Annotated in this window: 20 protein-coding genes; 8 read left to right on the forward strand and 12 right to left on the reverse strand. The window is 61.7% G+C overall.

Features of this window, described 5'->3' with window-relative positions:
• Positions 1 to 10 precede the first annotated feature (10 nt).
• From AC0L2M_RS07035 to AC0L2M_RS07060, 6 genes are all read right to left on the reverse strand, one after another.
• Entirely contained in the window at positions 11 to 760 is a 750-nt protein-coding gene (locus AC0L2M_RS07035; protein WP_023797622.1) for a ribonuclease activity regulator RraA, read from the reverse strand.
• Positions 761 to 783: 23 nt separating this feature from the next.
• Positions 784 to 1947, reverse strand: coding sequence for a mandelate racemase/muconate lactonizing enzyme family protein (locus tag AC0L2M_RS07040; protein WP_473477777.1), 1164 nt, complete (start codon positions 1945 to 1947; stop codon positions 784 to 786).
• Between the two features lie 84 nt (positions 1948 to 2031).
• Positions 2032 to 3129: an ABC transporter ATP-binding protein gene (locus tag AC0L2M_RS07045; RefSeq protein WP_473534437.1), complete on the reverse strand. Its 1098-nt coding sequence runs from the start codon at positions 3127 to 3129 to the stop codon at positions 2032 to 2034.
• A 10-nt stretch (positions 3130 to 3139) separates the two neighbouring features.
• The gene (locus AC0L2M_RS07050) at positions 3140 to 4030 is read right to left on the reverse strand and encodes a carbohydrate ABC transporter permease (protein WP_473534438.1); all 891 of its coding nucleotides are present in this window, start codon (positions 4028 to 4030) and stop codon (positions 3140 to 3142) included.
• Positions 4027 to 4986 (reverse strand): carbohydrate ABC transporter permease, encoded by a 960-nt coding sequence (locus AC0L2M_RS07055; RefSeq protein ID WP_473534439.1) that lies wholly within the window; start codon positions 4984 to 4986, stop codon positions 4027 to 4029. Before AC0L2M_RS07055 ends, AC0L2M_RS07050 begins: the two co-directional genes overlap by 4 nt.
• 66 nt (positions 4987 to 5052) lie before the next feature.
• Positions 5053 to 6528 (reverse strand): ABC transporter substrate-binding protein, encoded by a 1476-nt coding sequence (locus AC0L2M_RS07060; protein ID WP_473534440.1) that lies wholly within the window; start codon positions 6526 to 6528, stop codon positions 5053 to 5055.
• 212 nt (positions 6529 to 6740) lie between these two features.
• Here AC0L2M_RS07060 and AC0L2M_RS07065 point away from each other — a divergent pair, with 212 nt between their 5' ends.
• The 6 genes from AC0L2M_RS07065 to AC0L2M_RS07090 all read left to right on the forward strand — a co-directional run bounded on the left by AC0L2M_RS07065 (position 6741) and on the right by AC0L2M_RS07090 (position 14166).
• On the forward strand, positions 6741 to 7448 hold the full coding sequence (locus tag AC0L2M_RS07065; RefSeq protein ID WP_027151244.1) for a GntR family transcriptional regulator: 708 nt from the start codon (positions 6741 to 6743) through the stop codon (positions 7446 to 7448).
• A 59-nt stretch (positions 7449 to 7507) separates the two neighbouring features.
• Entirely contained in the window at positions 7508 to 8674 is a 1167-nt protein-coding gene (locus AC0L2M_RS07070; protein ID WP_473534441.1) for a mandelate racemase/muconate lactonizing enzyme family protein, read from the forward strand.
• A 63-nt stretch (positions 8675 to 8737) separates the two neighbouring features.
• Complete coding sequence (locus tag AC0L2M_RS07075) at positions 8738 to 10093, forward strand: mandelate racemase/muconate lactonizing enzyme family protein (RefSeq protein ID WP_473534442.1); 1356 nt, start codon at positions 8738 to 8740, stop codon at positions 10091 to 10093.
• Between the two features lie 18 nt (positions 10094 to 10111).
• Positions 10112 to 11311, forward strand: coding sequence for a mandelate racemase/muconate lactonizing enzyme family protein (locus AC0L2M_RS07080; RefSeq protein ID WP_473534443.1), 1200 nt, complete (start codon positions 10112 to 10114; stop codon positions 11309 to 11311).
• Positions 11296 to 12201 (forward strand): 5'-3' exonuclease, encoded by a 906-nt coding sequence (locus AC0L2M_RS07085; RefSeq protein WP_473534444.1) that lies wholly within the window; start codon positions 11296 to 11298, stop codon positions 12199 to 12201. Before AC0L2M_RS07080 ends, AC0L2M_RS07085 begins: the two co-directional genes overlap by 16 nt.
• Positions 12202 to 12660: 459 nt before the next feature.
• Positions 12661 to 14166, forward strand: coding sequence for an Ig-like domain-containing protein (locus AC0L2M_RS07090; RefSeq protein WP_473534445.1), 1506 nt, complete (start codon positions 12661 to 12663; stop codon positions 14164 to 14166).
• A gap of 247 nt (positions 14167 to 14413) precedes the next feature.
• Here AC0L2M_RS07090 and AC0L2M_RS07095 read toward each other — a convergent pair whose 3' ends face one another.
• Positions 14414 to 14617 (reverse strand): DUF6074 family protein, encoded by a 204-nt coding sequence (locus AC0L2M_RS07095; RefSeq protein ID WP_236473698.1) that lies wholly within the window; start codon positions 14615 to 14617, stop codon positions 14414 to 14416.
• Between the two features lie 31 nt (positions 14618 to 14648).
• Here AC0L2M_RS07095 and AC0L2M_RS07100 point away from each other — a divergent pair, with 31 nt between their 5' ends.
• Complete coding sequence (locus AC0L2M_RS07100; protein WP_473534446.1) at positions 14649 to 14921, forward strand: hypothetical protein; 273 nt, start codon at positions 14649 to 14651, stop codon at positions 14919 to 14921.
• A 3-nt stretch (positions 14922 to 14924) separates the two neighbouring features.
• Here AC0L2M_RS07100 and AC0L2M_RS07105 read toward each other — a convergent pair whose 3' ends face one another.
• Positions 14925 to 15794 (reverse strand): LysR family transcriptional regulator, encoded by an 870-nt coding sequence (locus AC0L2M_RS07105; RefSeq protein ID WP_473534447.1) that lies wholly within the window; start codon positions 15792 to 15794, stop codon positions 14925 to 14927.
• A gap of 234 nt (positions 15795 to 16028) precedes the next feature.
• Between AC0L2M_RS07105 and AC0L2M_RS07110 the strand changes: the two genes are divergently transcribed.
• Positions 16029 to 16184, forward strand: a complete 156-nt coding sequence (locus tag AC0L2M_RS07110; protein ID WP_084833633.1) for a YjiS-like domain-containing protein — start codon at positions 16029 to 16031, stop codon at positions 16182 to 16184.
• Positions 16185 to 16233: 49 nt separating this feature from the next.
• Here the strand turns inward: AC0L2M_RS07110 and AC0L2M_RS07115 are convergent, their stop codons facing one another.
• Genes AC0L2M_RS07115 through AC0L2M_RS07130 form a run of 4 tightly spaced genes read right to left on the reverse strand, consistent with a single transcriptional unit; the run spans position 16234 to position 20677 of the window.
• Positions 16234 to 17316 (reverse strand): ABC transporter ATP-binding protein, encoded by a 1083-nt coding sequence (locus AC0L2M_RS07115; protein WP_473534448.1) that lies wholly within the window; start codon positions 17314 to 17316, stop codon positions 16234 to 16236.
• 8 nt (positions 17317 to 17324) lie between these two features.
• Positions 17325 to 18377, reverse strand: coding sequence for a carbohydrate ABC transporter permease (locus tag AC0L2M_RS07120; protein WP_419694133.1), 1053 nt, complete (start codon positions 18375 to 18377; stop codon positions 17325 to 17327).
• Positions 18374 to 19399, reverse strand: a complete 1026-nt coding sequence (locus AC0L2M_RS07125) for a carbohydrate ABC transporter permease (protein ID WP_473534449.1) — start codon at positions 19397 to 19399, stop codon at positions 18374 to 18376. The genes AC0L2M_RS07120 and AC0L2M_RS07125 overlap by 4 nt, the downstream gene beginning before the upstream one ends.
• 15 nt (positions 19400 to 19414) lie before the next feature.
• Positions 19415 to 20677 carry an ABC transporter substrate-binding protein gene (locus AC0L2M_RS07130; RefSeq protein WP_473534450.1) on the reverse strand — a complete coding sequence of 421 codons (1263 nt, stop codon included), beginning with the start codon at positions 20675 to 20677 and terminating at the stop codon, positions 19415 to 19417.
• Between the last annotated feature and the right edge of the window lie 24 nt (positions 20678 to 20701).

Genomic DNA, 20701 nt, shown 5'->3' on the forward strand with positions numbered 1-20701 from the left:
AATCCATGCGCTAACCGGGGTTCTCCAAGCGGTTTGTCTTGCGCCACTCCTCGTACTCCCCGCGGGCATCGTCATGCAGCGGATAGTAGCGTTGCAACGGCCCGCCCTCCATCAGCTTCACTCGCGAGAACTCCTCCCAATCGTGATGCTTCTGTGATTCTTCGATTACCGCCGGGGCCATTGCGACGGGAAGCACCACCACCCCGTCGTCGTCGGCGACGATGATGTCACCGGGGATCACCGTGACACCGCCGCAGGCAATCGGAACGTTGACGGCATTGGGATAAATGCTGGTCTGCACATGATAGTTCGGCGTCCAGCCGCGCAGCCATAGAGGCAGATCGAGCTTTTCAACATTGGGCCGGTCACGCATGCATCCATCGATGACGATGCCGGCGCCGCCCCTGCCTTTGAAATACGTCGACATCATATCGCCGAAGACGCCCGAGCTCATGTCGCCGCGCGCGTCGACCACGACCACATCGCCCGCCTGTGCGTGATAAAGCACGTGCCGATGCAGCTGCGTCTCCGGATCGGCATATTCTCCCTCGGTGAACAGGTCCGGCCGCTGTGGCATGAACTGCAGCGTCAGCGCCGGCCCGACGATCGACTTGCCGTGGTTCTGCGCCACCGGTCCGACCATGTGCGGATTGCGAAAACCCATGTGGCCAAGCGTGCCGGCAACCGTCGCGGCGCCGATCCCCCTCAGCGCGTCGATTAGGTCTTTTGGCGGCCGCGTGATGTCGGGAGCATGTGTCATGGTGGACTCCGGTTGAAAGGCAACTACCAGTTCGTAACAGAACCGTCGCGGCGCTTAAGGTGAGGCGCTTCCCAAAAACGAAAGCTCGCCGCCTGGATCGCCTCCTCGTTGACCTCGACGCCGAGCCCCGGCAAATCGCCGACCGGATAGTCGGTCCCGTCAAGCCGTGGTTGCACGGGGAAGAAGTCGGAATTGTCGAAGCCCAGCTTTGTTTCGGGTTCCCTGGTCTCGAGCCACGCGAAGTTGGGTACCGCGGCAGCGAGATGCACGGTCGCGGCCGTGCACACCGGACCAAGGGGATTGTGCGGCATCAGGTCCACATAGTGCGCCTCGCTCCAGCCAGCGACTTTCATCGCCTCGGTAAGCCCGCCGACATTGCAAACATCGAGCCGGTTGAACTGATGAATGCCGCGCTCGATGTAGGGCAGGAACTGCCACTTGCTGGAAAACTCCTCGCCGATGGCAAAGGGGATGTCGGTCATCGTACGCAGCGATTCGTAGGCACCCGGTGTCTCGTCCCGTATCGGCTCCTCGAGGAAATCAAGCACGCCGCGGCCGAGCTTGTTGCAGAAGCTCGCCGCCTCGGCCACCGACAGCCGATGATGATAGTCGATGCCGAGGACGACGTCATCGCCCAGCGCCTCGCGCGCCCTGTTGAGGATACTGGCGGTAGCGCCGATCGACTCGCGCGGCTCGAAGATGTCCCTGCTGTTTTGCCCGGCGGGGAAGAAGCGGATCGCCTGCCACCCCTGTGCGCGCAGCTCGCGGGCTCGTTCGATGGCAGCGTCACCTTCGGCCTCGTCTCCGGTCGAGGCGAAGGTGGGGATGCGGTGGCGCTGCTTGCCGCCTAGCAGCTCGTAGACCGGCACTCCCAGCGCCTTGCCCTTGATGTCGTGAAGGGCGATGTCGATGGCGGAAATCGCCGCCTGCAGAACACGTCCGCCTTCGAAGTACTGGCTGCGATAAAGCTCCTGCCAGGTCCGGCCGATCTGCATCGGGTCGCGGCCGATGAGAAACTCGCGATAGTGCTCGACCGCGCCGGCCACCGCCTTCTCGCGACCACTCAAGCCGCTCTCGCCCCAGCCGAAGATGCCCTGGTCGGTCTCGACCTTGACGAGCATCTGGTTGCGCGTTCCTACCCACACTGGATAGGGCTTGATCGCGGTAATCTTAAGCTTCGTAGTCATCCACGCCCACGTTTCAAACGCATCCGCCCTGTATTAGTTGGCGCCCCGTCACGGTTGGCGCCCGGTCTCAGTTTGGCGCCCGTCTCAGTTGGCCTTGAGGGCCATTTCGGTTTCGCCGTCGAACAGATGCATCCGCTCCTGGTCGAACTCGAGCCAGATCTGTTCATCGGGGGCGACGGCAATGTTCGGCGGCACGCTGACGTTGACGATGGCGCCGGACAGGAACGCCTGCACGAAGGTGACGTCCCCGGTCGGCTCCACCGTGTAAGCCTTGGCCGGAATGGCACCGGGGACCGCGCTGTTGCGCAGCTTGATCGTCGAGTGACGTGCGCCGAGCACGACTTTCCTGGTCGTTGCCCTTGCGACCTTCCGGGCGTTGCGCGGCGAGAGCTCGAAGCTCCAGCCCTCCGCGCTGGTCAACACAGCGTTGCCGTTTGCCGTCGATGCCTGCAGCGGAATAAGGCTCATCGCCGGGCTGCCGATGAAGCTGGCGACGAACATGTTGACGGGATGGGCAAAGACCTGCGCCGGTGAATCATATTGCTGCAGGTAGCCGCCGTTCATCACCGCCATCTTGTCGGCCATGGTGACGGCTTCGAGCTGGTCATGCGTCACATAGATGATCGTCGCCTTGAGGTCCTGATGGAAGCGCTTGATCTCAGACCGCATTTGCACGCGCAGTTTGGCGTCGAGGTTGGAGAGCGGCTCGTCCATAAGGAACACGGCGGGGTCGCGGACAAGCGCACGGCCCAGAGCCACCCGCTGCTGCTGCCCGCCCGAAAGTTCGCGCGGCTTGCGCTCGAGCAGGTGCGTCATGTCGAGCACGCGCGCCGCTTCCTTGACCTTCCTGTCGATCTCGTCCCTGGGCAGTTTGCGCATCTGCAGCGGGAACGCCAGGTTCTTGTAAACCGATTTCTGCGGATAGAGCGCGTAATTCTGGAACACCATGGCGATGTCGCGGTCCTTGGGGTCGAGGTCGTTGACCACCCGATCGCCGATGACGATGTCGCCCGATGTGATCGGGATCAGCCCCGCGACGAGATTGAGCGTGGTTGTCTTGCCGCAGCCTGAAGGGCCGACGAGCGCAACGAACTCGCCGTCATTGACCGTCAGTGACACGTCATTGACGGCTTTGAAGCCGCCATAGGATTTTACGAGATCTTTGAGGGCCACGTGGGCCATCGGCAACTCCCTAGTGCTTGACCGCGCCTTCTGTAAGGGCGCGTACGAAGTATCGTTGCAGGACGAGGAACAGCACCACGACGGGCACGCTCATCATGAAGCTGGCCGCCATCAGGCCCGGAAAGTCTGTCGTGTTTTCCGAGAAGAAGCGCTGGATGCCGACCGGCAGCGTCAACTGGTCGTTCTTGGTGAGGAAGGTGTAGGCGTAGATGTACTCGTTCCACGCGCCGATGAACGAATAGATCGCGGTGGCGATGATCCCCGGCGCCGAGAGCGGCATCACAATCAGGATGAAGGCCTGGAACCGCGTTCCCCCATCGATGCGCGCCGCCTGCTCGAGCTGCACCGGAATGTTGTCGTAAAAGCCCTTGAGCAACCAGATCGCCAACGGCAGGCCGAAGGTGAGATAGGTGAGAATCAGCGAGCCGTGCGTGTTCATCAAGCCGAGCAGGCGCATCAGGATGAACAGCGGTACGAGAAATATCACCGCTGGGAACATGTTGCGCAGCAGCACGGAAAAGAACAGGAAATTCCGGCCGGGGAAACTGAAGCGCGAAAACGCGTAGGCCGCAGGGACGGCGACGATCACCGAGAGGATTGTCGTAACGGTCGACACGAAAAGGCTGTTCCAGAAGAAGCGGAGAAAATCCTGGCCGACGCTGTTCTGGGGATCGAGCAGTTTTTGGTAGCTGGCGAGCGTCGGTTCGTCCGGCCACCATTGCGGCGGGAATTCCATAGCCGCGAACCCGGATTTGATCGAGGTGATCAGCATCCAGATCATCGGCACCGCGGTGTAAAGCAGCATGAACGCGAGGAAGATGCGCCCGGTCCACCGCCATCCGTCGACGCGCACCCGGCGACGGCTCAGGGCTCGCGGGGCTGTCTCGGCAGTCGTGCTCATGCGCTCCCCTCTTGCCGCTCGTTGCCGCTTAGCGCACGGACGTAGAAGTAGCCGAGCGTCATCAGGGTGAGGAACAGCAGCACCGAATAGGCAGATGCCACGCCCCAGCGCTGCCGGCCGAAGGCGAGCTCATAAATGTGAGTGATCCAGATATGCGATGCGTTGGACGGCCCGCCGCCGGTCATGATCCAGGGGATGATGAAGGAATTGAAGTTGGCCACCGCCAGCAGCAAGATTGTCACCGTCGAGACGTTGCGCAAGTGCGGGAAGGTGACGTGCCAGAAGCGCTGCCAGGCGCTGGCGCCGTCGACCTGCGCGGCGCGCAGCAACTGCTCGGGCACGGTCTGCAGGCCGGCCATCATCATGATCATGGCAAACGGAAACTCGCGCCAGATATTGACGACGATCAGGGATGGCAGCACCGTGCTGACGCTGTCGATGAAATTCGGCGGTCGGTCGGCCAATCCGAGGCCGACCAGCACCGCACCGATGATTCCGAAGTCCGAATGATAGATCCACTTCCAGATATAGGAGGCGGCGACCGCGCTGATGACCCAGGGAATGATCAGGACTGCGCGCAGCACGCCGCGGCCGACAAACTCGCGGTGGAGCGCCAGCGCGGTGGCAAACCCCAGGACAAAGGCAATCAAAGTGGAGCCCAGCGTCCAGATCAGAGTGTTCCAGGTGACCCTCCAGAACACCTCGCTGGTGAGGATAGTCGTGTAGTTGTCTAAGCCGATGAAGGTCTTGTCGCGAAGCTGCAGGCCAGGCGGCGTCTTGAAGAACGACAGCTCGATCGTGTAGTAGATCGGATAGGCGATGACGATCAGCATCACGACGATCGCAGGGAGCACGTACGCGTAGTCGGCGCGATGCTCCCATATCAGGCGTAGCACGCCGGACCTGCCGGATTGCACTCTTCGGCGAGCCTCGGCCTTGCCGGTCACGATCGTCACTATGGCGCGCCCTTGTTTGTTCTTAACGAACCGGCTGCACTATCGGTGCAGCCGGTCAGGCCTGGATTAGAGTCCGCCCATCAGGTCTCTTACCTTCCTGGCCGCGTCGTCCGCTGCCTCGTCGACGGTCATCGCTCCGGTCAGGGCATTCTGCAGCATGTCCGGCACGATGATGTTCATGATCTCGGGAGCCTGCGGCAGCGCCGGGAACGGGATGCCGTATGGCAGCATCGAGGTCGTCACGTCGAGGAACTTGATGTTGTCCAGACGTTCCTTCATCCATTTGGTCTTGAAGCCGTTAAGATTGCCCGGGTTCGAGCCGGCATAGGCCATCTTCAGCGACCATTCAGGGCTCGTCCACATGCAGATGATAGCCTTTGCGGCCGGCTCGTCGACCTTGCCGCCCTCGACATATTCAGGCTTCAGGATGTGAATGTTCGAGCCGCCGAAAACGACTGCGCGCTTGCCGTCGGGGCCAGTGGGAATCAGGCCGTAGCGCATGTTGTCGATGACGGTCTGCGCCTTGTCCTTGTCGGCGCCCGTCGCCTTCTTCTGCAGGTCGAGCATGACGTCGTAGTCGGACGGATGCGAGATCATCATGCCGAGTTGGCCGGCGAGGAACAGGGGCTGATTGTCGGCCTGCTGGTTGGTGAGTGCCGAAACCGGAACCGACTTGTCGCGAACATACATGTCGTACGAGGCTTGCAGCGCGGCCTTGCTCTGCGGGCTATCGAGCCTGACCTCCTCATAGGTCGGGTTCTCGGTGGCTTCGTCGAAGACGCCGCCGCCATAGGCCCACAGCTGCGGCATGAAGCGGTACGGCGTATTGCCGGCATTCTTGCGTGCCACGAGGCCATAACCGGCAATGCCGAGCTTGTCGTGGATCTGCTTGGAATACTTGACGACGTCGTCCCAGGTTGCCGGAGCCTTGTCCGGATCGAGGCCCGCACGCTTGAAGATGTCGGCGTTCCAGATGAACGCCATCGTCTCGTTGTTGGTTGGAATGCCGTAGGTCACCCCCTCCCAGGTCACGGCCTTCATGGCGCCGGGCCAAAAATCCTCGGTGGAATACCCGACATCCTCGGGTTTGAGCGGCTCCAGGTGGCCCTTTGAGGCGAACTCGGTACCACCCAGGATTTGCAGGCGGACCGCCATCGGCGCGGCATTGCCCAGGAGCGCCGTGCGGAACTTGTCAAGAAGATCGTTGTAGGTGAGGGCCTGTTCCTCGAGCTGGATGTTCGGATAGGTCTTGCGGAAGGTCTCGAAGAAATCCTTGTAGTACTGGCGCAAAAGATCGGGGTCGCCCTCGAACACGCCCTGATACCAGAAAGTCAGTCGCCCCTTGTAGTCGAGCGGAGTGACCTTGGCGCAATCGGCCGCGGTGTCAAAATCCTGTGTGCCGGCAATGGAGCGCACATATTCCGGCGACCACTTGCTGAGGTCGACTGGCGCTCCCAGCGCCGATGTGGACATCAGCGATGCTATCAAAGCAGTGGCGACAGTGCCGCGCAGGACCGCACTGCCGAGCGTAATCCTCGTCATAGGTATCCTCCCTGGTTCTCCATGCCGCCCTGCGCCGAGGCAAAGCGGTCTAGCTCGTTCGACCGCGGGACGCCTTCTGTTCTATGTATCCCTTCGATCATTTTGTACGTTTTCAGATCACGGATTGCCTGTCAACGCGCTGGATCGTACATTGTTTGTGAAAACCGTGTGTGATAACGGGCAGGGCATGTATTGATCAGGGGAGCCGGGCTTTGGCCGAAATAGATGATTTTAAAGCCATGCCACCGGTGGAGACTGACCCCATGGCCTCCAGCGAGGGCGCCTCGCTTTATGAACTGATCAGGGAGGACATCATCGAGGGACGGCTCGCCGCCAACGAACGGCTTGTGGTCACCGATCTCGCCCGGCGTCACGGCACCTCGACCAACCCCGTGCGCGAGGCCCTGCAGCTGTTGCGCGGGGAGGGTTTTGTCACCTTTCTCCCCAACCGCGGGGCGCGCGTGCGACCGATAGATCAGGATTTTGTCCGGGATATCTATGAAATCGGTGTTCTGATCGAGCCGGCCCTGACGCGATGGTTTGTGAATATGGCGACCGGCGAGGACATCGCCGAACTCGAACGTCTCCAAGGGCTGATTGAAGAGAACAATTTTGCCGACACATTCAGGCACAGCGAACTGGATACCGCCTTCCACACCGTGATGTACCAGCGGCACTATAACCGCCATGCCGCTGAACTTTGGTGGAAGCATCGCGAAGTGCTGCGAGCCGTGAGCCGGCGTTTCAATTTCACCCTGGCGCGTCGTGCCGCGATCATTCGCGAGCACCGCGAACTCATCGCGCACGTGAAAGCGGGAGAAGCCGACAAGGCGGCCGAACTCGTTTCCCGCCATGTCGAGGGTTCCGGCCGGCATATCCTCGAACAGATGCGTGCGCGCAACGCCGCTCGGGCCGGATAGGAACAAAGGTCCAGTCTCGAACACCGTTAGCCCTAAGCATTTCAGATAAAGGGATTGAGATGAAAATCACGAGCATTCGGCCGTGGCTGATCAAGTCCGATGCTTCTTATTGGGGAGAGTTCCTGTTCGTCGAAGTGACGACCGACGAGGGGGTGAGTGGCTGGGGAGAGATCACCACCACGACAAGGCTCGCCAACCGCGCTCTCTGCACGATCCTGCGGCAGATCGGCGTCGCCGTGACAGGCGAGGATCCAGCGCGTATCGAGCATCTCTGGCACAAGATCTTTCGCAGCTTCACCTATATGGGCAGCCGCGGCGCCGCCGTCGAATGCGTGAGCGCCATCGATATAGCCCTCTGGGACATCCGGGGCAAAGTCCTCGGCAGGCCGATTTACGAGCTGCTGGGCGGACCGGTACGTGATGAAATCGCGCTATACACCCATCCCAACCAGGCCAAATTCACCAGCAAGGAGGCGGTGGTCCGCGAAATTCTGGACATCGTCGAGTCCGGACACACTGCGCTCAAGTTCGATCCTTTCCCCCACCAGGGCCACAGCGCCGATGGCCTGCCCCGCGAACAGCGGGACGGCTACCTCGATGGCAGCATGACCCGCAAGGACGAGCGCGAAGCCGCCGAACTCACGGCTCTGATCCGCGAAACGGCGGGGCCTGACGTCGACGTTCTCATCGACGCGCATGGCCGCTTCGACGTTCCCACCGCCATTCGCCTCTGTCGGAGTCTTGAGGAAGCCGGCCAGATCGACTGGTTCGAGGAGCCTTGCCCGCCCGAGAGCCTGAACGCCCTCAAGCAGGTGCGTGAAAAAGTCAGTGCTGCCATCTCGTGGGGCGAGCGCGGCCACACGAAGTGGGATTTCGTGCCGGTACTCGAGAACAGGCTCGCTGACTACATCATGCCGGACGTCACCTGGACCGGCGGCATTACCGAGCTCAAGAAGATTTCTGCCCTATGCGAAGCCTACTACATCCCGGTCTCGCCACATGACGCCGCGGGACCGATCAACGTGGTTGCGGGAGCACAGGTGATGATAACCGTTCCTAACTTCTACAGGCTCGAAACGTCGGAGTGGAACCTGGGCAAATACGATCACCTCATCGACAGACCGCTCGACGTCTCGAACGGCAGCCTCAAGCTGACGTCGAAGCCTGGTCTCGGTATCGAGATGGACCGTGACTATCTGCAGGCCCACGAGATCGAGCTGGGCTAGCAACGCCCTATGCCGGCCCGGCGTGCGGGCGACATGCCCCATCCACCAGAACGAGGACAAGTCATGGCAAAGACGGCCGACGAGGCGCTCAATCGGGTGAATGCGAACTCCAAGCCATCCGAGCTCCGCATCACCGACATGCGGGTTGCCGAAATCGTCGGCGCGCCGTTCACCTCGACCCTGCTGAAGATTTATACCAACCAGGGCGTCGTCGGGCTTGGCGAGGTGCGCGACGGCGCCAGCGCCACCTATGCGCTGATGCTGAAGAGCCGGCTGCTTGGCGAGAATCCTTGCAACATCGATCGCCTGTTTCGCCGGGTCAAGCAGTTCGGCGGGCACGGCCGGCAAGGCGGCGGCGTCTCGGCGGTCGAAATCGCGTTGTGGGATCTCGCCGGCAAGGCCTATGGCGTGCCCATCTACCAGATGCTCGGCGGCCGGTTTCGCGAGAAGGTGCGCCTCTATTGCGATACCGACGCCACCGTGCCGAGCGGCACCGAGACCGGCAAGCGCCTCAAGCAGCGCATGGCGCTCGGCTTCACCTTCCTCAAGATGGATCTGGGATTGATGCAGATCGCCGATGTCCCCGGTGCGGTCGTGTCTCCTGCCGGCTCACTTGATGGGTACCGCGTCCAGCCCGGCCGCGGCCAGGTCAAGTCCCTTGGAGAGCGGCGCGCCCGCAACGCCGCCTACGATCTGCATAACGTCCCCCACCCGTTTACCGGCCTCCACTTTTCCGACAAGGGCCTCGACTTGCTTGAGCAGTACATTGCCGAGGTTCGCGAGGTTATCGGCATGGATATTCCGCTCGCCATCGACCACGTCGGCCACATCTCACTGCAGAACGGTATTCGCCTCGCCAGGCGGATTGAAAAATATGTGCCGGCCTGGCTCGAGGATGTGATCCCATGGCAGTACACCGAGCACTACCGACAACTGCAGGACGCCACCACGGTGCCGATCTGCACCGGCGAGGACATCTACCTCAAGGAGGGCTTCGAGCCTCTGCTCAAGAGCGGCGGCCTCTCCATTATCCACCCAGACCTGCTCACCAGCGGGGGCATCCTCGAAACCAAGAAGATCGGCGACATGGCGCAGGACCACGGCGTCGCTATGGCCATCCATATGGCGGAAAGTCCAATCGCGGCAATGGCCGCGGCACATGTCGCGACTGCGACCGAAAACTTCATGGCGCTCGAATACCACTCTGCCGATGTCGACTGGTGGGACGATATCGTCACCGGCGTTGCCAAGCCGCTCGTGAAGGACGGCTTTATCACCGTTCCCGACAAGCCGGGCCTGGGGATTGACGACGTCGTCGACGAGGTGATCTCGCAGCATCTGCAGCCGGGTGTCACCGGCATCTGGCAGCCCACGGATCACTGGGACAACGAGTATTCCTGGGATCGCACCTGGAGCTGAGGCGGAAAAGAGCCGAAGATGAAGATCACCGACCTCCGTTGCGCTGTTATCGGCAAGCACCCCATCGTTCGCATCGTCACCGACGGGGGCCTCCATGGCCTGGGCGAGGTCGAGTACACCAAGCCCTACCTCAAGCCCTGGGTCCTGCATTTTCGCGAGGCGCTGATCGGCGAGGACCCGACCGACGTCGAACGGGTGATGCTGAAGATCCGCCAACGCGGCTCTTTCAAGCCCTATGGCGCAGCGGTCAGCGCTATCGAGCATGCGCTGTGGGACATTGCCGGCAAGGCCGCAGGCGTGCCGGCCTACAAACTGCTCGGCGGCAAGGTGCGCGACCAGGTGCGCGTCTACAACGGCTCGATCCGCAGGAAACGCACGGGCGACCGGCCGGAGGATTACGCCGCTGACGTCAAATGGATGATGGAGCAGCCGCAGAACTTCTTCATGATCAAGCAGGGAATCTCGTTCCACTCCAACATGAAGGACACCATTGAGGGCTTCCATTACGGCGTGACGCAGAAGCAGGCCGGCTATCACGGTGCCATGGATCAGGGTGTGATCAGCGAGCGTGGTTTCAATCACATGCTCGACTGCGTGATCGCGATGAAGGAAGTGCTGGGCGACAAGGTAAGCCTGGCGCTCGACTGCGGCCCGGGCTGGATGCTGCCCGATGCGATCAAGTTCGCTCGCGCGGTCGAAAAATACAATTTGATGTGGCTCGAGGACATGCTGACTGGCGACTATGTGCCGTGGGTCAATCCGCAGGCCTATCGGGAGCTGACCACCTCGACCTCGACGCCAATCCATACCGGCGAGCAGATTTACCTCAGGCACAATTTCAAGGAACTGATCGAGACGCAGGCGGTGCGCGTCATCGGCCCCGATCCTGCCGATATCGGCGGCATTGCCGAGCTCAAATGGGTCGCCGAGCACGCCCATATGCACTCGATCCTGATGGCGCCGCACGGCACGGCGAACGGCCTGCTTGGCCTCGGCGCGCTGATCAACGTCTGCGCCACCTTGCCCGCCAACTACATCGCCTTCGAATATCCGAGCGCCTCCGACCCTTGGTGGGAGGACCTCGTAATCGGCCTGCCGTCGCAGATCGTGACGGACAGCATGGTGGATCTGCTAGATGCGCCGGGGCTGGGCCTCGATCTCGACGCCGAAGCAGCCCGAAAGTATCTCAGGGAAGAGGATGCGTGCTTCTTCGACTGAACCATCCCTGGATGCCGCTATCGGTATGGCAGACCGGGCCGGATGTTGTTTCCCTAAGGATTGCGATGATCATTCATTTGGTAGACGGCACATACGAACTGTTTCGCCACTTCTATGGCCAACGCCGGTTCAACAATGGCCAGGACAAGCCGTTTGGCGCCGTCGTCGGCGTGCTGAATACAGTGCTGGAGATGATCGAGAACGGCGCCACACATATTGGGGTGGCCACCGATCATGTAATCGAATCGTTCAGAAATCAGCTCTGGCCCGGCTACAAGACCGGGGATGGCATCGAGCCGGCATTGCTCGCGCAGTTCCACCCCCTCGAGGACGCCCTGGCGGCGATGGGAGTGGCGGTCTGGCCGATGATCGAGCTGGAAGCCGACGACGCGCTGGCATCCGCGGCACACAGCGCGGCTGCCGATGAGGGCGTGCAGAAGGTGTGCATCTGGACGCCGGACAAGGATCTCGCGCAGTGTGTGCGCGGTGACCATGTGGTCCAGGTAGACCGCAGGACCCAGAAAATTCGCGATGCCGCCGGCGTGCGCGAGAAGTTCGGAGTTGAGCCGGCCTTGATCCCAGATTTCCTCGCGCTCGTGGGTGATGCCGCCGATGGCTACCCGGGTCTCGAAGGCATCGGCCTGGTCTCGGCCGCCCGGCTGCTTGGCCGCTACGGCCCGCTTGAAAGCTTTCCGCAGGAAATCCTCGGCAAGCGGAGAGAGATCGCGCTTTTGTTCAAAAATCTCGCGACGCTGCGCACCGACGCTCGCCTCTTCGATAATGTCGAGGAGCTGCGCTGGCACGGGCCGACCAAAGCGTTCGAAATCTGCGCTACCCAGCTAAATGACGCCCGGCTCCTCACCCGTGCGCTCAAGGCTTGGCGTTGCTGACTGCGGGAGGCGACGTTAAGTGTCGTTCGGCGCGAAACCAACGCTTTGCCCTCCTACGAGAAATGGCGCATGAGATGCTGCCGCCAGGGCCGGTCGCCGCGTCCAACGAGCGAGTCGAGATAGGCCGTCCGGTTCGCAAGCGGAAGGTCGGGCCGAACGGGCGAGACGAGTTGAGGGTGATCCTGCGAATGATCCTTTGGAGCAGAGATCGCTTCGGGTCCGCAGTCCCTGATGCCAGCACGACCGCACCTCGTCGGCTCGCCGCATCGCCGACTGGATTTCACCAGCGTCGGCCCATTGCCGAATCCAATCAGACAGTTCGGCATGATCACCGAATTAACCACATTCGTAGAAGGCGAAAGGCGGTTGGGTTTGTCACCGATCCGTCTCGCGTAACATGTTACCGTTGGAATTGGGGCCATCCGCAGCACGTCCAGGCAAAGGCAAGGAAGAGACAGGATGCCGACCTTAAGCAATGGCAGCGAACTCATCGTATGGAACGAACCCGAGAATCCCAATCCGAGTCCTGACTCGGTCCTTTTCAGCATTACGGAAACAGACGGCGACGTAATCGGACCGATAGGCGCAAAGCCGGATTTCCCTTTCGGTGGGATCGAACTAGCTTCGGTCGATGTCTTCGATGGCTTCTTCACCATCACCAGCTTCACCCACGAGGGCAGGACCGAAACCTGGACGACAGTGGAAACGCAGGTCTTCGACAACGAAGGCAATTTTCTCCGCACCGTGTCCGACCAGGCGGCCTTCCAGTCGGTCCGGATCATCTCGATCAGCGCCGACAGCCCCGACGACCTCACGGTGACATGGGTCGGGGCGAACGAATATTTCGGCGGCGAAAACACTCAATACGGTCAGCATCAGATCATCTTGAAAGGGGGCGTGCTTCAGTCCGACACCTTCGTTAATCACGCGCCCAACGTTGCCGACCTGGACTTGTCGATTTCGCAGGCGCAATCTCTCGACGACGTCAAGTTCAGCGCGACAGATGCCGACTACGATCTCTTGAACTTTATCGTCTTGGACGGGCCGGACAGCGGCACCCTGGAGCAGGAGACGAGTTTCGACGGTAACCACTACCCGTTTCACCAGGGTCATTATGGCACTACCCTGCACTATCATGCGGATTTTCTGAGCGGAAACCTGTTCGATTACACACCGGAGGCAGCGTTCATCGGCACCGACAGCTTTACGGTTTACGTTACGGACGGCCAGGGCAACAGCAATGTGGCGACGATTACGATCACCGTCACTCCGCCGGCCGAATCCATTACCCTGACCGACGCCAAAAACGTCGCGAGCTACGCAAGCCATGATCATGCCGTGCTCGTCGCCGCGCTGGGCGGTGGCGACCGCATCAGCGGCACCCCGTTCAACGATACGCTCGACGGCGGCGCCGGCCACGACCAGCTGTTCGGCGGCGCGGGCGCGGACGACATCATTGGAGGCGCGGGCACCGATTGGCTGAAGGGCGGCGCTGGCAATGACGAGATCAGCGGTGGTGAGGGCGCAGACGGCGTCCGCGGTGACACTGGCGACGACGTCCTCGACGGCGGCGCCGGCGCCGACGACATGCGAGGTGGTGCTGGCGACGACATCCTCAATGGCGGCGCCGGCCGCGACCTGCTGGCCGGCGAGGGGGGCAGGGATGTCTTCGTGTTCGACGCACTTGGGCCGGCGAACTACGACAGGATAGAAGACTTCAATGCGCTCGACGATGTGTTCTGGCTGGACAGCTCCGCATTCGTCGGGCTGTCGGCCGGCTCGCTTTCCGCTGCGGTTTTCGTCGTCGGCAAGCACGCCATCGATGACAACGACCACATCATTTACGACAAGGAGACCGGCGATCTGCTGTTTGATGTGGACGGAGCAGGAGGCGCGGCGACTGTCAAGTTTGCCGTCTTGGACCCGAGCACATTCCTCACAGTGGACGACTTCTTCGTGTTATAGGCGCGCATGGTGGGGGCAGCTACATAGACCGAACGTGATCGCGCCCATGCGCAGGATTTCCTCCCCGATTGCGCAGTAAGGGGCGTCAGGGCTCATCCGAGCCCTTCATGACCCGACTGGCTGGTGTCTGCAACGGTGAGGCATGATTTCGACGAACGCGGCTATCTTTTCATCCGCATTGAAAAACCTTGCATTTGACGGATGCAGTGGTGCCACGCGGCAATCCATCGTCGTGAGCCAGCCAATGCTATTGTGCTAGTTTCGCCGCACTGCGGGTGGCTATATCATCCAAGACAGCATGAAGAAGCGTTCCGACTTCCTGTTCGGCCAGCCCGGGTGCAATTCCTGATTCGGATAATTGAACGAGAATTGCCTTGGCGGTGTTGCGCCAGAAGGCGTTCGCGTCCTCCCCGTTCTTGGACTCCAGGACCAGGGCGATCCCTTCGACCAATTTCCGCCGCCGATGCAGCGGAAATGCGCTTATGTTTGAATCGCACATCGATCACCTCACCCCTTCAATCGCCCGAATAAGCATTGGCGGGTTAGAAAATTTGGTTAACAGCGCTCTTTTTGACGGTGGTCAGCCATGGAACAAAGCGTCCTCTGGGCTCGAATGCCGTGCCGCGAATAGCGGCTGGACACAGCGGCATGGCGAGTTGGAGTCCCTATTGAAGTATTACGGCCTAGGCCTGACGGCGCAGGAATCCGGCACGAGTGCCAGCATGCCGTTCAGCTGGCGGCCGATCGACGCCTGAGGCTTACCGGATCGGCGTCTCGCCGTGAAACAGCGGCTGGTGCGCCCGCATCAAGGCGGCAATCCGGTCGGCGACTTTTCGTACCGGCGGCGCGTGACGTTCCTCGTGGTGGGTGACGATCCATTGGTCGGTTTCGAGTTCGGGGATAGGCTGAGCGACGCGGACCAGCCGCGGATCGCTGTCACCGACGAAGCACGGGAAGATCGAAAGGCCGGCGCCGGCGGCCACCAGTTCGCGCACCGAATGGGTGTTGTTGCCGCGCACCGCGATGCGGTCGCCGTGATGGGCTTGCAGCCAGCGCGCCGAGGCAAGGTTTGCCGCTTCGCCGGTGACGCCGACGAACAACCCGGCGGCGATGCCGTTGATCAGGTGGCGTCCGGAATAAATGGCGTAGGCGACCTTGCCGCTCTGACGGCCGGCCAGCCACTGCTCGGTCGGTCGCTCGCTGCGTATGCCGATGTCGGCGGCACGGCGGCCGATGTCGACACGGTCGGTGGTGGTGACGAGCTCCACCCTTATGCCGTCATCGACCGTCCAGATCTCGCCGATATGGGCGGAAACGAAGGCTGAGGTCCATGGCCCGGCCGAGACGCGGACAATGCGGTCGGGCAGGTTTCCCTCGCGCCAGCGGGTCAGCGACTGCATTGCTGCCTCGACGTCTTCGGCGCGCCGCAGCAGTTCTTCACCGACCGGGGTCAGCCGGTAGCCTGCCTGCTGGCGCACGAACAGCGGTTCGCCGATCTGCCTTTCGAGCGCAGTGACGCGTCGTCCAAGTGTGGCTGCGCTGAGGCGCGTGGTTCCCGTCGCTGCGCTCAAGCCACCCAGCCGCGCAACGTCGAGAAACAGCCTCAGATCGTCCCAGTCGATATTCATTTTGCAGAAATGAAAAACTCCTTGCGACCTTGGCTGTAGCGCGAAGCGGGCATCACGCGCAAGCATGCAGGCATTGAAGGCGTTGGACAATCCTGCCTGGAGCGACAGTGACAAGCGCCTCGGCTGGCCAAGAAGCCAGCGAATCCTTTCGATCGCGCATGCGCTTCGCGCAGATGCTTTGCGTTTTCGACCAACCCAGGCGCGCGGGCTTTCTGCGCGCCAAAGGAGACGATCATGTTCGACAAACTTCGACACCGTTTCGCCCGCTGGCTTGCCTATCGCCAGACGCTTGCGAGCTTGAGGCAGGCCCCAGACAGCACACTAGCGGATGCTGGCATTTCTCGCGAAGAGATCCGCGAGCATGCCCGCCACGCCAGCCTGCGTCGTTGAGGAGGCGGGGCATGCAGATGATGACGCCCCAGACGGGGTAAGCCGACTTCTAACTCACAGCGATGCGCAGGCCGGTGTCATCGAAAAGATGCAGATGGCTGGTATCGAACTTCAGATCCACCGTGTCGTCTGAAGCCACCTGGCATTGTCCGGCGACAACCGCAAGCATGATCTGGCCGCCGCTTGTCCTGGTGTGGACGATTGTCTCGGAGCCGAGGGCTTCCACCAGCGCGACACGGGCCGCAACATCTCCCTTGCCGGCATCGGCGAGGCTGATGTGATGTGGCCGCAGCCCGAGCGTCACGTCGCCATTGGCCGCGCTGACCTTCCCATCGATCTCGAATCCAGCTGAACCGTCCAGCGTGAGGCTTGACCGGCCAGTGCCCCCGGGTGCCAGCTTGACCGGCAGAAAGTTCATACGCGGTGCACCGATGAAACCGGCGACGAACAGATTGGCCGGATGATTGTAGAGGTCGAGCGGCGTGCCGATCTGCTCGATGCGGCCGGCGCGCAGCACGACGATGCGGTCGGCAAGCGTCATCGCCTCGATCTGGTCGTGCGTGACATAGACCATCGTCGCCGACAGCCGCTCGTGCAGGGCGGCCAGTTCGGCGCGTGTCGAGATGCGCAGCTCGGCATCGAGATTGGACAGCGGCTCGTCAAGCAGGAAAGCGGTTGGATTGCGCACGATGGCGCGGCCGATCGCAACGCGCTGGCGCTGGCCGCCGGAGAGCTGGCCGGGGCGCCGGTCGAGATACGGCGCGATTTCCAGCATCCGCGCGGCTTCGGCGATGCGCGCATCGATTTCGGCACGCGCCATACGGGCGTTCTCCAGTCCGAAGGCCAGGTTCTGGCGCACGCTCATGTGCGGGTACAGCGCGTAGGATTGGAACACCATCGCCAATCCCCTGTCGGCGGCCGGAACGGTGGTCACGTCCTTGCCGTCGATCGCGATCGCGCCACCTGTAGGCCGATCAAGCCCGGCGATGAGCCGCAGCAGCGTGGACTTGCCACAGCCGGAGGGGCCGACGAAGACGATCAGCTCGCCGTCAAGGATATTGAGATTTATGTCGTGCAGCACGCCGACCTTGCCGAAAGCCCTCGATACGCCGGTGAGTGTGATCTGGCTCATGGTAGCCTCTATTTCAGACCGGAGCCGGCAATGCCGGTGGTGATGAAGCGCTGAAGGAAAATGAACACCAGCACGACCGGGATCATGGTGACGACGGTCATGGCCAGGATGTAATGCCATTGCACGTTGAGTTGGCCGGCATAGGTGTTGAGACCGACCTGCAGCGTATAGACCTCCTTGCGCGACAGGACGATCAGTGGCCAGAGGAAGTCGTTCCAGCGCCAGACGACGGAAAAGATCGCCAGCACCGCCAGCGCTGGGGCGGTCAGCGGCAGGATGATGCGCCAGTAGATCTGCCATTCCGACGCCTTGTCCATGCGCGCTGCGTCGATCAGCTCGTCGGGGATCGTCAGCATGTACTGGCGTAGCATGAAGACGCCCGTGGGCGTCGCCACTGTGGGCAGGATCACGCCCCATAGCGAATTGAACAGTCCCATTGCCGAGATCACCGAATAGAGCGGCACCAGGATGACGGAGAGCGGCACCATCAGCGTCGCGACGATGAGCATCATCACAGCCGAACGTCCCCGAAAATTGTACTTCGACAGTGCGAACGCGGCCATCGAATTGGTCAGGAGCGTAATCAGGGTGGCGACCACGGTGACGAAGACCGAGTTGCGCAGATAGAGGAAGAAGTCGAAGGCGAGGAAAGGCTGGACATAATTGTCGAGCGCGAAGGCGATGCTGCGCTTGGGCGTACGGTTTTGGATGTTGACGCGTATGATCTCGCCCGGGTTGGCGGGATCGACCATCTGCGCGACGGTGCCGAGGCGGCGCACTTCGGCGAGCACGCGCACGCTGCCGTCGTCATTGCGCACTTCAAAGAGCTGCAGCGGCTCCTCATACCCTTCCACGATCGCTTCGGCGGTGACATAGGGCAATACAGTCGGCGGGAACTCCGCCAGCGCCGCAGGCGTCTTGAACGACGAGTTGACGAGCCAGAGCGCCGGGCCGAACATGACAATCAGCCCGCCGATCAGCCAGAACCAGGTGAAAACGTCGGTCCAGTGCCAGCCGGCGCCGCCGCGCCGGCGGAACAGAAATTCCGCAACCCTGCTCATCGCATTTTGCCCCGCTGCTCGTTGCGCCTTGCGATGCCCAGCTGGATCAAGGTCAGCACGACCAGCACCGCTCCCATGAGGATCGAGGCCGCGGAGGCGAGCCCCGGATTGCGCAGCATCGAGGCGAAGCCGACCTCGTAGATGTACTGCGTGAGGAACAGCGTGCTGGTCCCGGGACCGCCGCCGGTCAGCACATAGACTTCATCGAATATCTGCACGGCGCGGATGAGTGTCAGCACCAGCACCACCAGGAGGTTGGGCGCCAGCAAGGGCAGCGTTATGCGCCAGAAGACGCGCAAGGGCCGTGTGCCGTCCATCTCGGCGGCCTCATAGAGGTCTTTCGGAATGGCCTGAAGGCCAGCGAGAAGGATCAGCGCATAGAAGCCGACATGAGCCCAGACCGACACCATGATCGTCGCCATGAAGGCCCAGTTGCGCTCCACCAGCCAGTTGAGCGGGGTCCCGCCCGCCTCGAACACCATCAGGTTGAGCAGTCCCTGCCGCTGCAGAATCCAGCGCCAGATGAGACCGACCACGACCGGCGACAAAAGCACAGGGAAGAAGAACACGGCGCGCCAGAAACTGCGCGCACGCAACTCACGGTTGAGCACGAGTGCGGTGACAAGCGCTACGGCGACCATCATCGCCACTTGCAGCACGACGAAGGCCAGGGTGTTCCAAACCGCGATCCAGAACAGGTCCTCGGTGCAGCTCTTCGGATCGAGATAGCTGCCACAACTGAACAGCCGCCCATACTGCTCGGCGCCGACGAAGGTGCGGTCGCCGAGGAACAGCGCCCCGCCACCGGTCATCGAATAGAGGATGTTGATGACCAGCGGAAACAGCACGAAAATGCCGAACACCAGCATGTTCGGCGCCAGGAAGAACACGGCCATGCCATTGCTGCCGGTGCGCCGTTGCAACATGCGCAGTGGCGCATCGAAGACATTCGCAAGCCAGCCGACCGGCGCCAGGATGATGGCGCCGGCGCGCGTTGCTATGCCGTTTCGGACGTCTGCCATGACACTGCCGCGACGCTACTTCGATGCCTCGGCCACCTGTGCCTTGATGTCCTCGTCGATGCGGACGAAAGCCTCGTCGAGCTTCAGCTCGCCGGCCATGACCTGACTGATGCGGGTCACCAGCGCGCCATAAACCGGAGTTCCCCATTTCCATGCCGGCAGCGCGGCGGCATTCGGCGCGATCTTGCCCGATGCCTTCAGGAAGGCTTCGAGCGACGCCTTGACGTTCTCGTCGTCGGTCTTGTAATCGATCTTGCCGGCCAGAACGCCCTTGTGTGCGGGCAGGAACAGGGTGCGCTCGGTGAATTCGCGCATGATGTCCTCGCGGCCCAGGAAGTCCATCACCTTGCCGACTTCAGCGGCGTTCTTCGTGTATTTGACGGCGACCAGCGCGGCGCCGCCCGGCATGCCGGTGCAGGCGGCGGTGCCGCACGGCGAGCCCGTCGCCACCCAGTCGAAGTTCTTGCCGATCTTGCTGGCCAGGTTGGCGACCTGCCAACTGCCCGAATAATAGTAGGCAATCTGCCCATTGATGAAGTCGTCGGCCCCGGCGCGATAGGTGGTGCCCGACGCCGACACCCAGATCTCCTTGTTCATGCGGCCGTCGGCAACCCAATTGACCAGCTTTTCGGCGAAGGCTTTCGTGCCGGCGTCAATCGGCGCCGGCAGTCGATCACCGCCGATGTAGTTGGCGCCATAAGAGATGTTCGCCGCCGAGATACGATGGCCGCTGCGGTCGATGGCAAAGGCTGCGTTGAGTTGCTGGCTCTGCTGCACCTTGCCGGCGGCATCGACCCATTCGTCCCAGGTTGCGGTGTCGGCCGGGATCGGCACGCCGGCCTGTTCGAAAAGCGTCTTGTTGACGAAGCCGCCGGTCAGCGTGATCTGGGTCATGAAGCCTGGAATGACCTTGGAACCGTCAGGGCGCATCCAGTCGAACTGGTCGCTGAAATTCGTCTGCCAGTATGCTGGATCGGCAACCACAGGCGTCAGGTCGAGCCAATGATCGGCGAGTTCCTTGATGTTGGTGACGCGGGCGATATCAGGGCCCCGTCCTGCCTCGAGTTCGACCGGAAGCTGCTCCTGAACAACCTTGTAGGCGACATTGTCGAGAATGACGTTGATGTCCGGATTGTCTTTCATGAAGCGGTTGAGCAGGTCCTGTATAACCTCGCCCTCGACGCCGTCCGAGTACCACATCACGCGAACGTCGCCTGCGAACGCGGTCGACGACAGAAGGCCGGCCGAAAGGCCCAGGATTATCGAATTCATTCTCATGGTTCACTCCTCCGCTTTTGCGGT

The organism is Mesorhizobium sp. WSM4806, from assembly GCF_055811635.1.

Excerpts from the sequence above, each read along its gene's own strand:
- AC0L2M_RS07070 (WP_473534441.1), top strand. The coding sequence starts at position 7,508 with ATGAAAATCACGAGCATTCGGCCGTGGCTGATCAAGTCCGATGCTTCT.
- AC0L2M_RS07130 (WP_473534450.1), bottom strand. The coding sequence starts at position 20,677 with ATGAGAATGAATTCGATAATCCTGGGCCTTTCGGCCGGCCTTCTGTCG.
- AC0L2M_RS07105 (WP_473534447.1), bottom strand. The coding sequence starts at position 15,794 with ATGAATATCGACTGGGACGATCTGAGGCTGTTTCTCGACGTTGCGCGG.
- AC0L2M_RS07060 (WP_473534440.1), bottom strand. The coding sequence starts at position 6,528 with ATGACGAGGATTACGCTCGGCAGTGCGGTCCTGCGCGGCACTGTCGCC.
- AC0L2M_RS07110 (WP_084833633.1), top strand. The coding sequence starts at position 16,029 with ATGTTCGACAAACTTCGACACCGTTTCGCCCGCTGGCTTGCCTATCGC.
- AC0L2M_RS07115 (WP_473534448.1), bottom strand. The coding sequence starts at position 17,316 with ATGAGCCAGATCACACTCACCGGCGTATCGAGGGCTTTCGGCAAGGTC.
- AC0L2M_RS07120 (WP_419694133.1), bottom strand. The coding sequence starts at position 18,377 with ATGAGCAGGGTTGCGGAATTTCTGTTCCGCCGGCGCGGCGGCGCCGGC.
- AC0L2M_RS07090 (WP_473534445.1), top strand. The coding sequence starts at position 12,661 with ATGCCGACCTTAAGCAATGGCAGCGAACTCATCGTATGGAACGAACCC.
- AC0L2M_RS07125 (WP_473534449.1), bottom strand. The coding sequence starts at position 19,399 with ATGGCAGACGTCCGAAACGGCATAGCAACGCGCGCCGGCGCCATCATC.
- AC0L2M_RS07100 (WP_473534446.1), top strand. The coding sequence starts at position 14,649 with ATGTTTGAATCGCACATCGATCACCTCACCCCTTCAATCGCCCGAATA.
- AC0L2M_RS07035 (WP_023797622.1), bottom strand. The coding sequence starts at position 760 with ATGACACATGCTCCCGACATCACGCGGCCGCCAAAAGACCTAATCGAC.
- AC0L2M_RS07040 (WP_473477777.1), bottom strand. The coding sequence starts at position 1,947 with ATGACTACGAAGCTTAAGATTACCGCGATCAAGCCCTATCCAGTGTGG.
- AC0L2M_RS07045 (WP_473534437.1), bottom strand. The coding sequence starts at position 3,129 with ATGGCCCACGTGGCCCTCAAAGATCTCGTAAAATCCTATGGCGGCTTC.
- AC0L2M_RS07050 (WP_473534438.1), bottom strand. The coding sequence starts at position 4,030 with ATGAGCACGACTGCCGAGACAGCCCCGCGAGCCCTGAGCCGTCGCCGG.
- AC0L2M_RS07080 (WP_473534443.1), top strand. The coding sequence starts at position 10,112 with ATGAAGATCACCGACCTCCGTTGCGCTGTTATCGGCAAGCACCCCATC.
- AC0L2M_RS07075 (WP_473534442.1), top strand. The coding sequence starts at position 8,738 with ATGGCAAAGACGGCCGACGAGGCGCTCAATCGGGTGAATGCGAACTCC.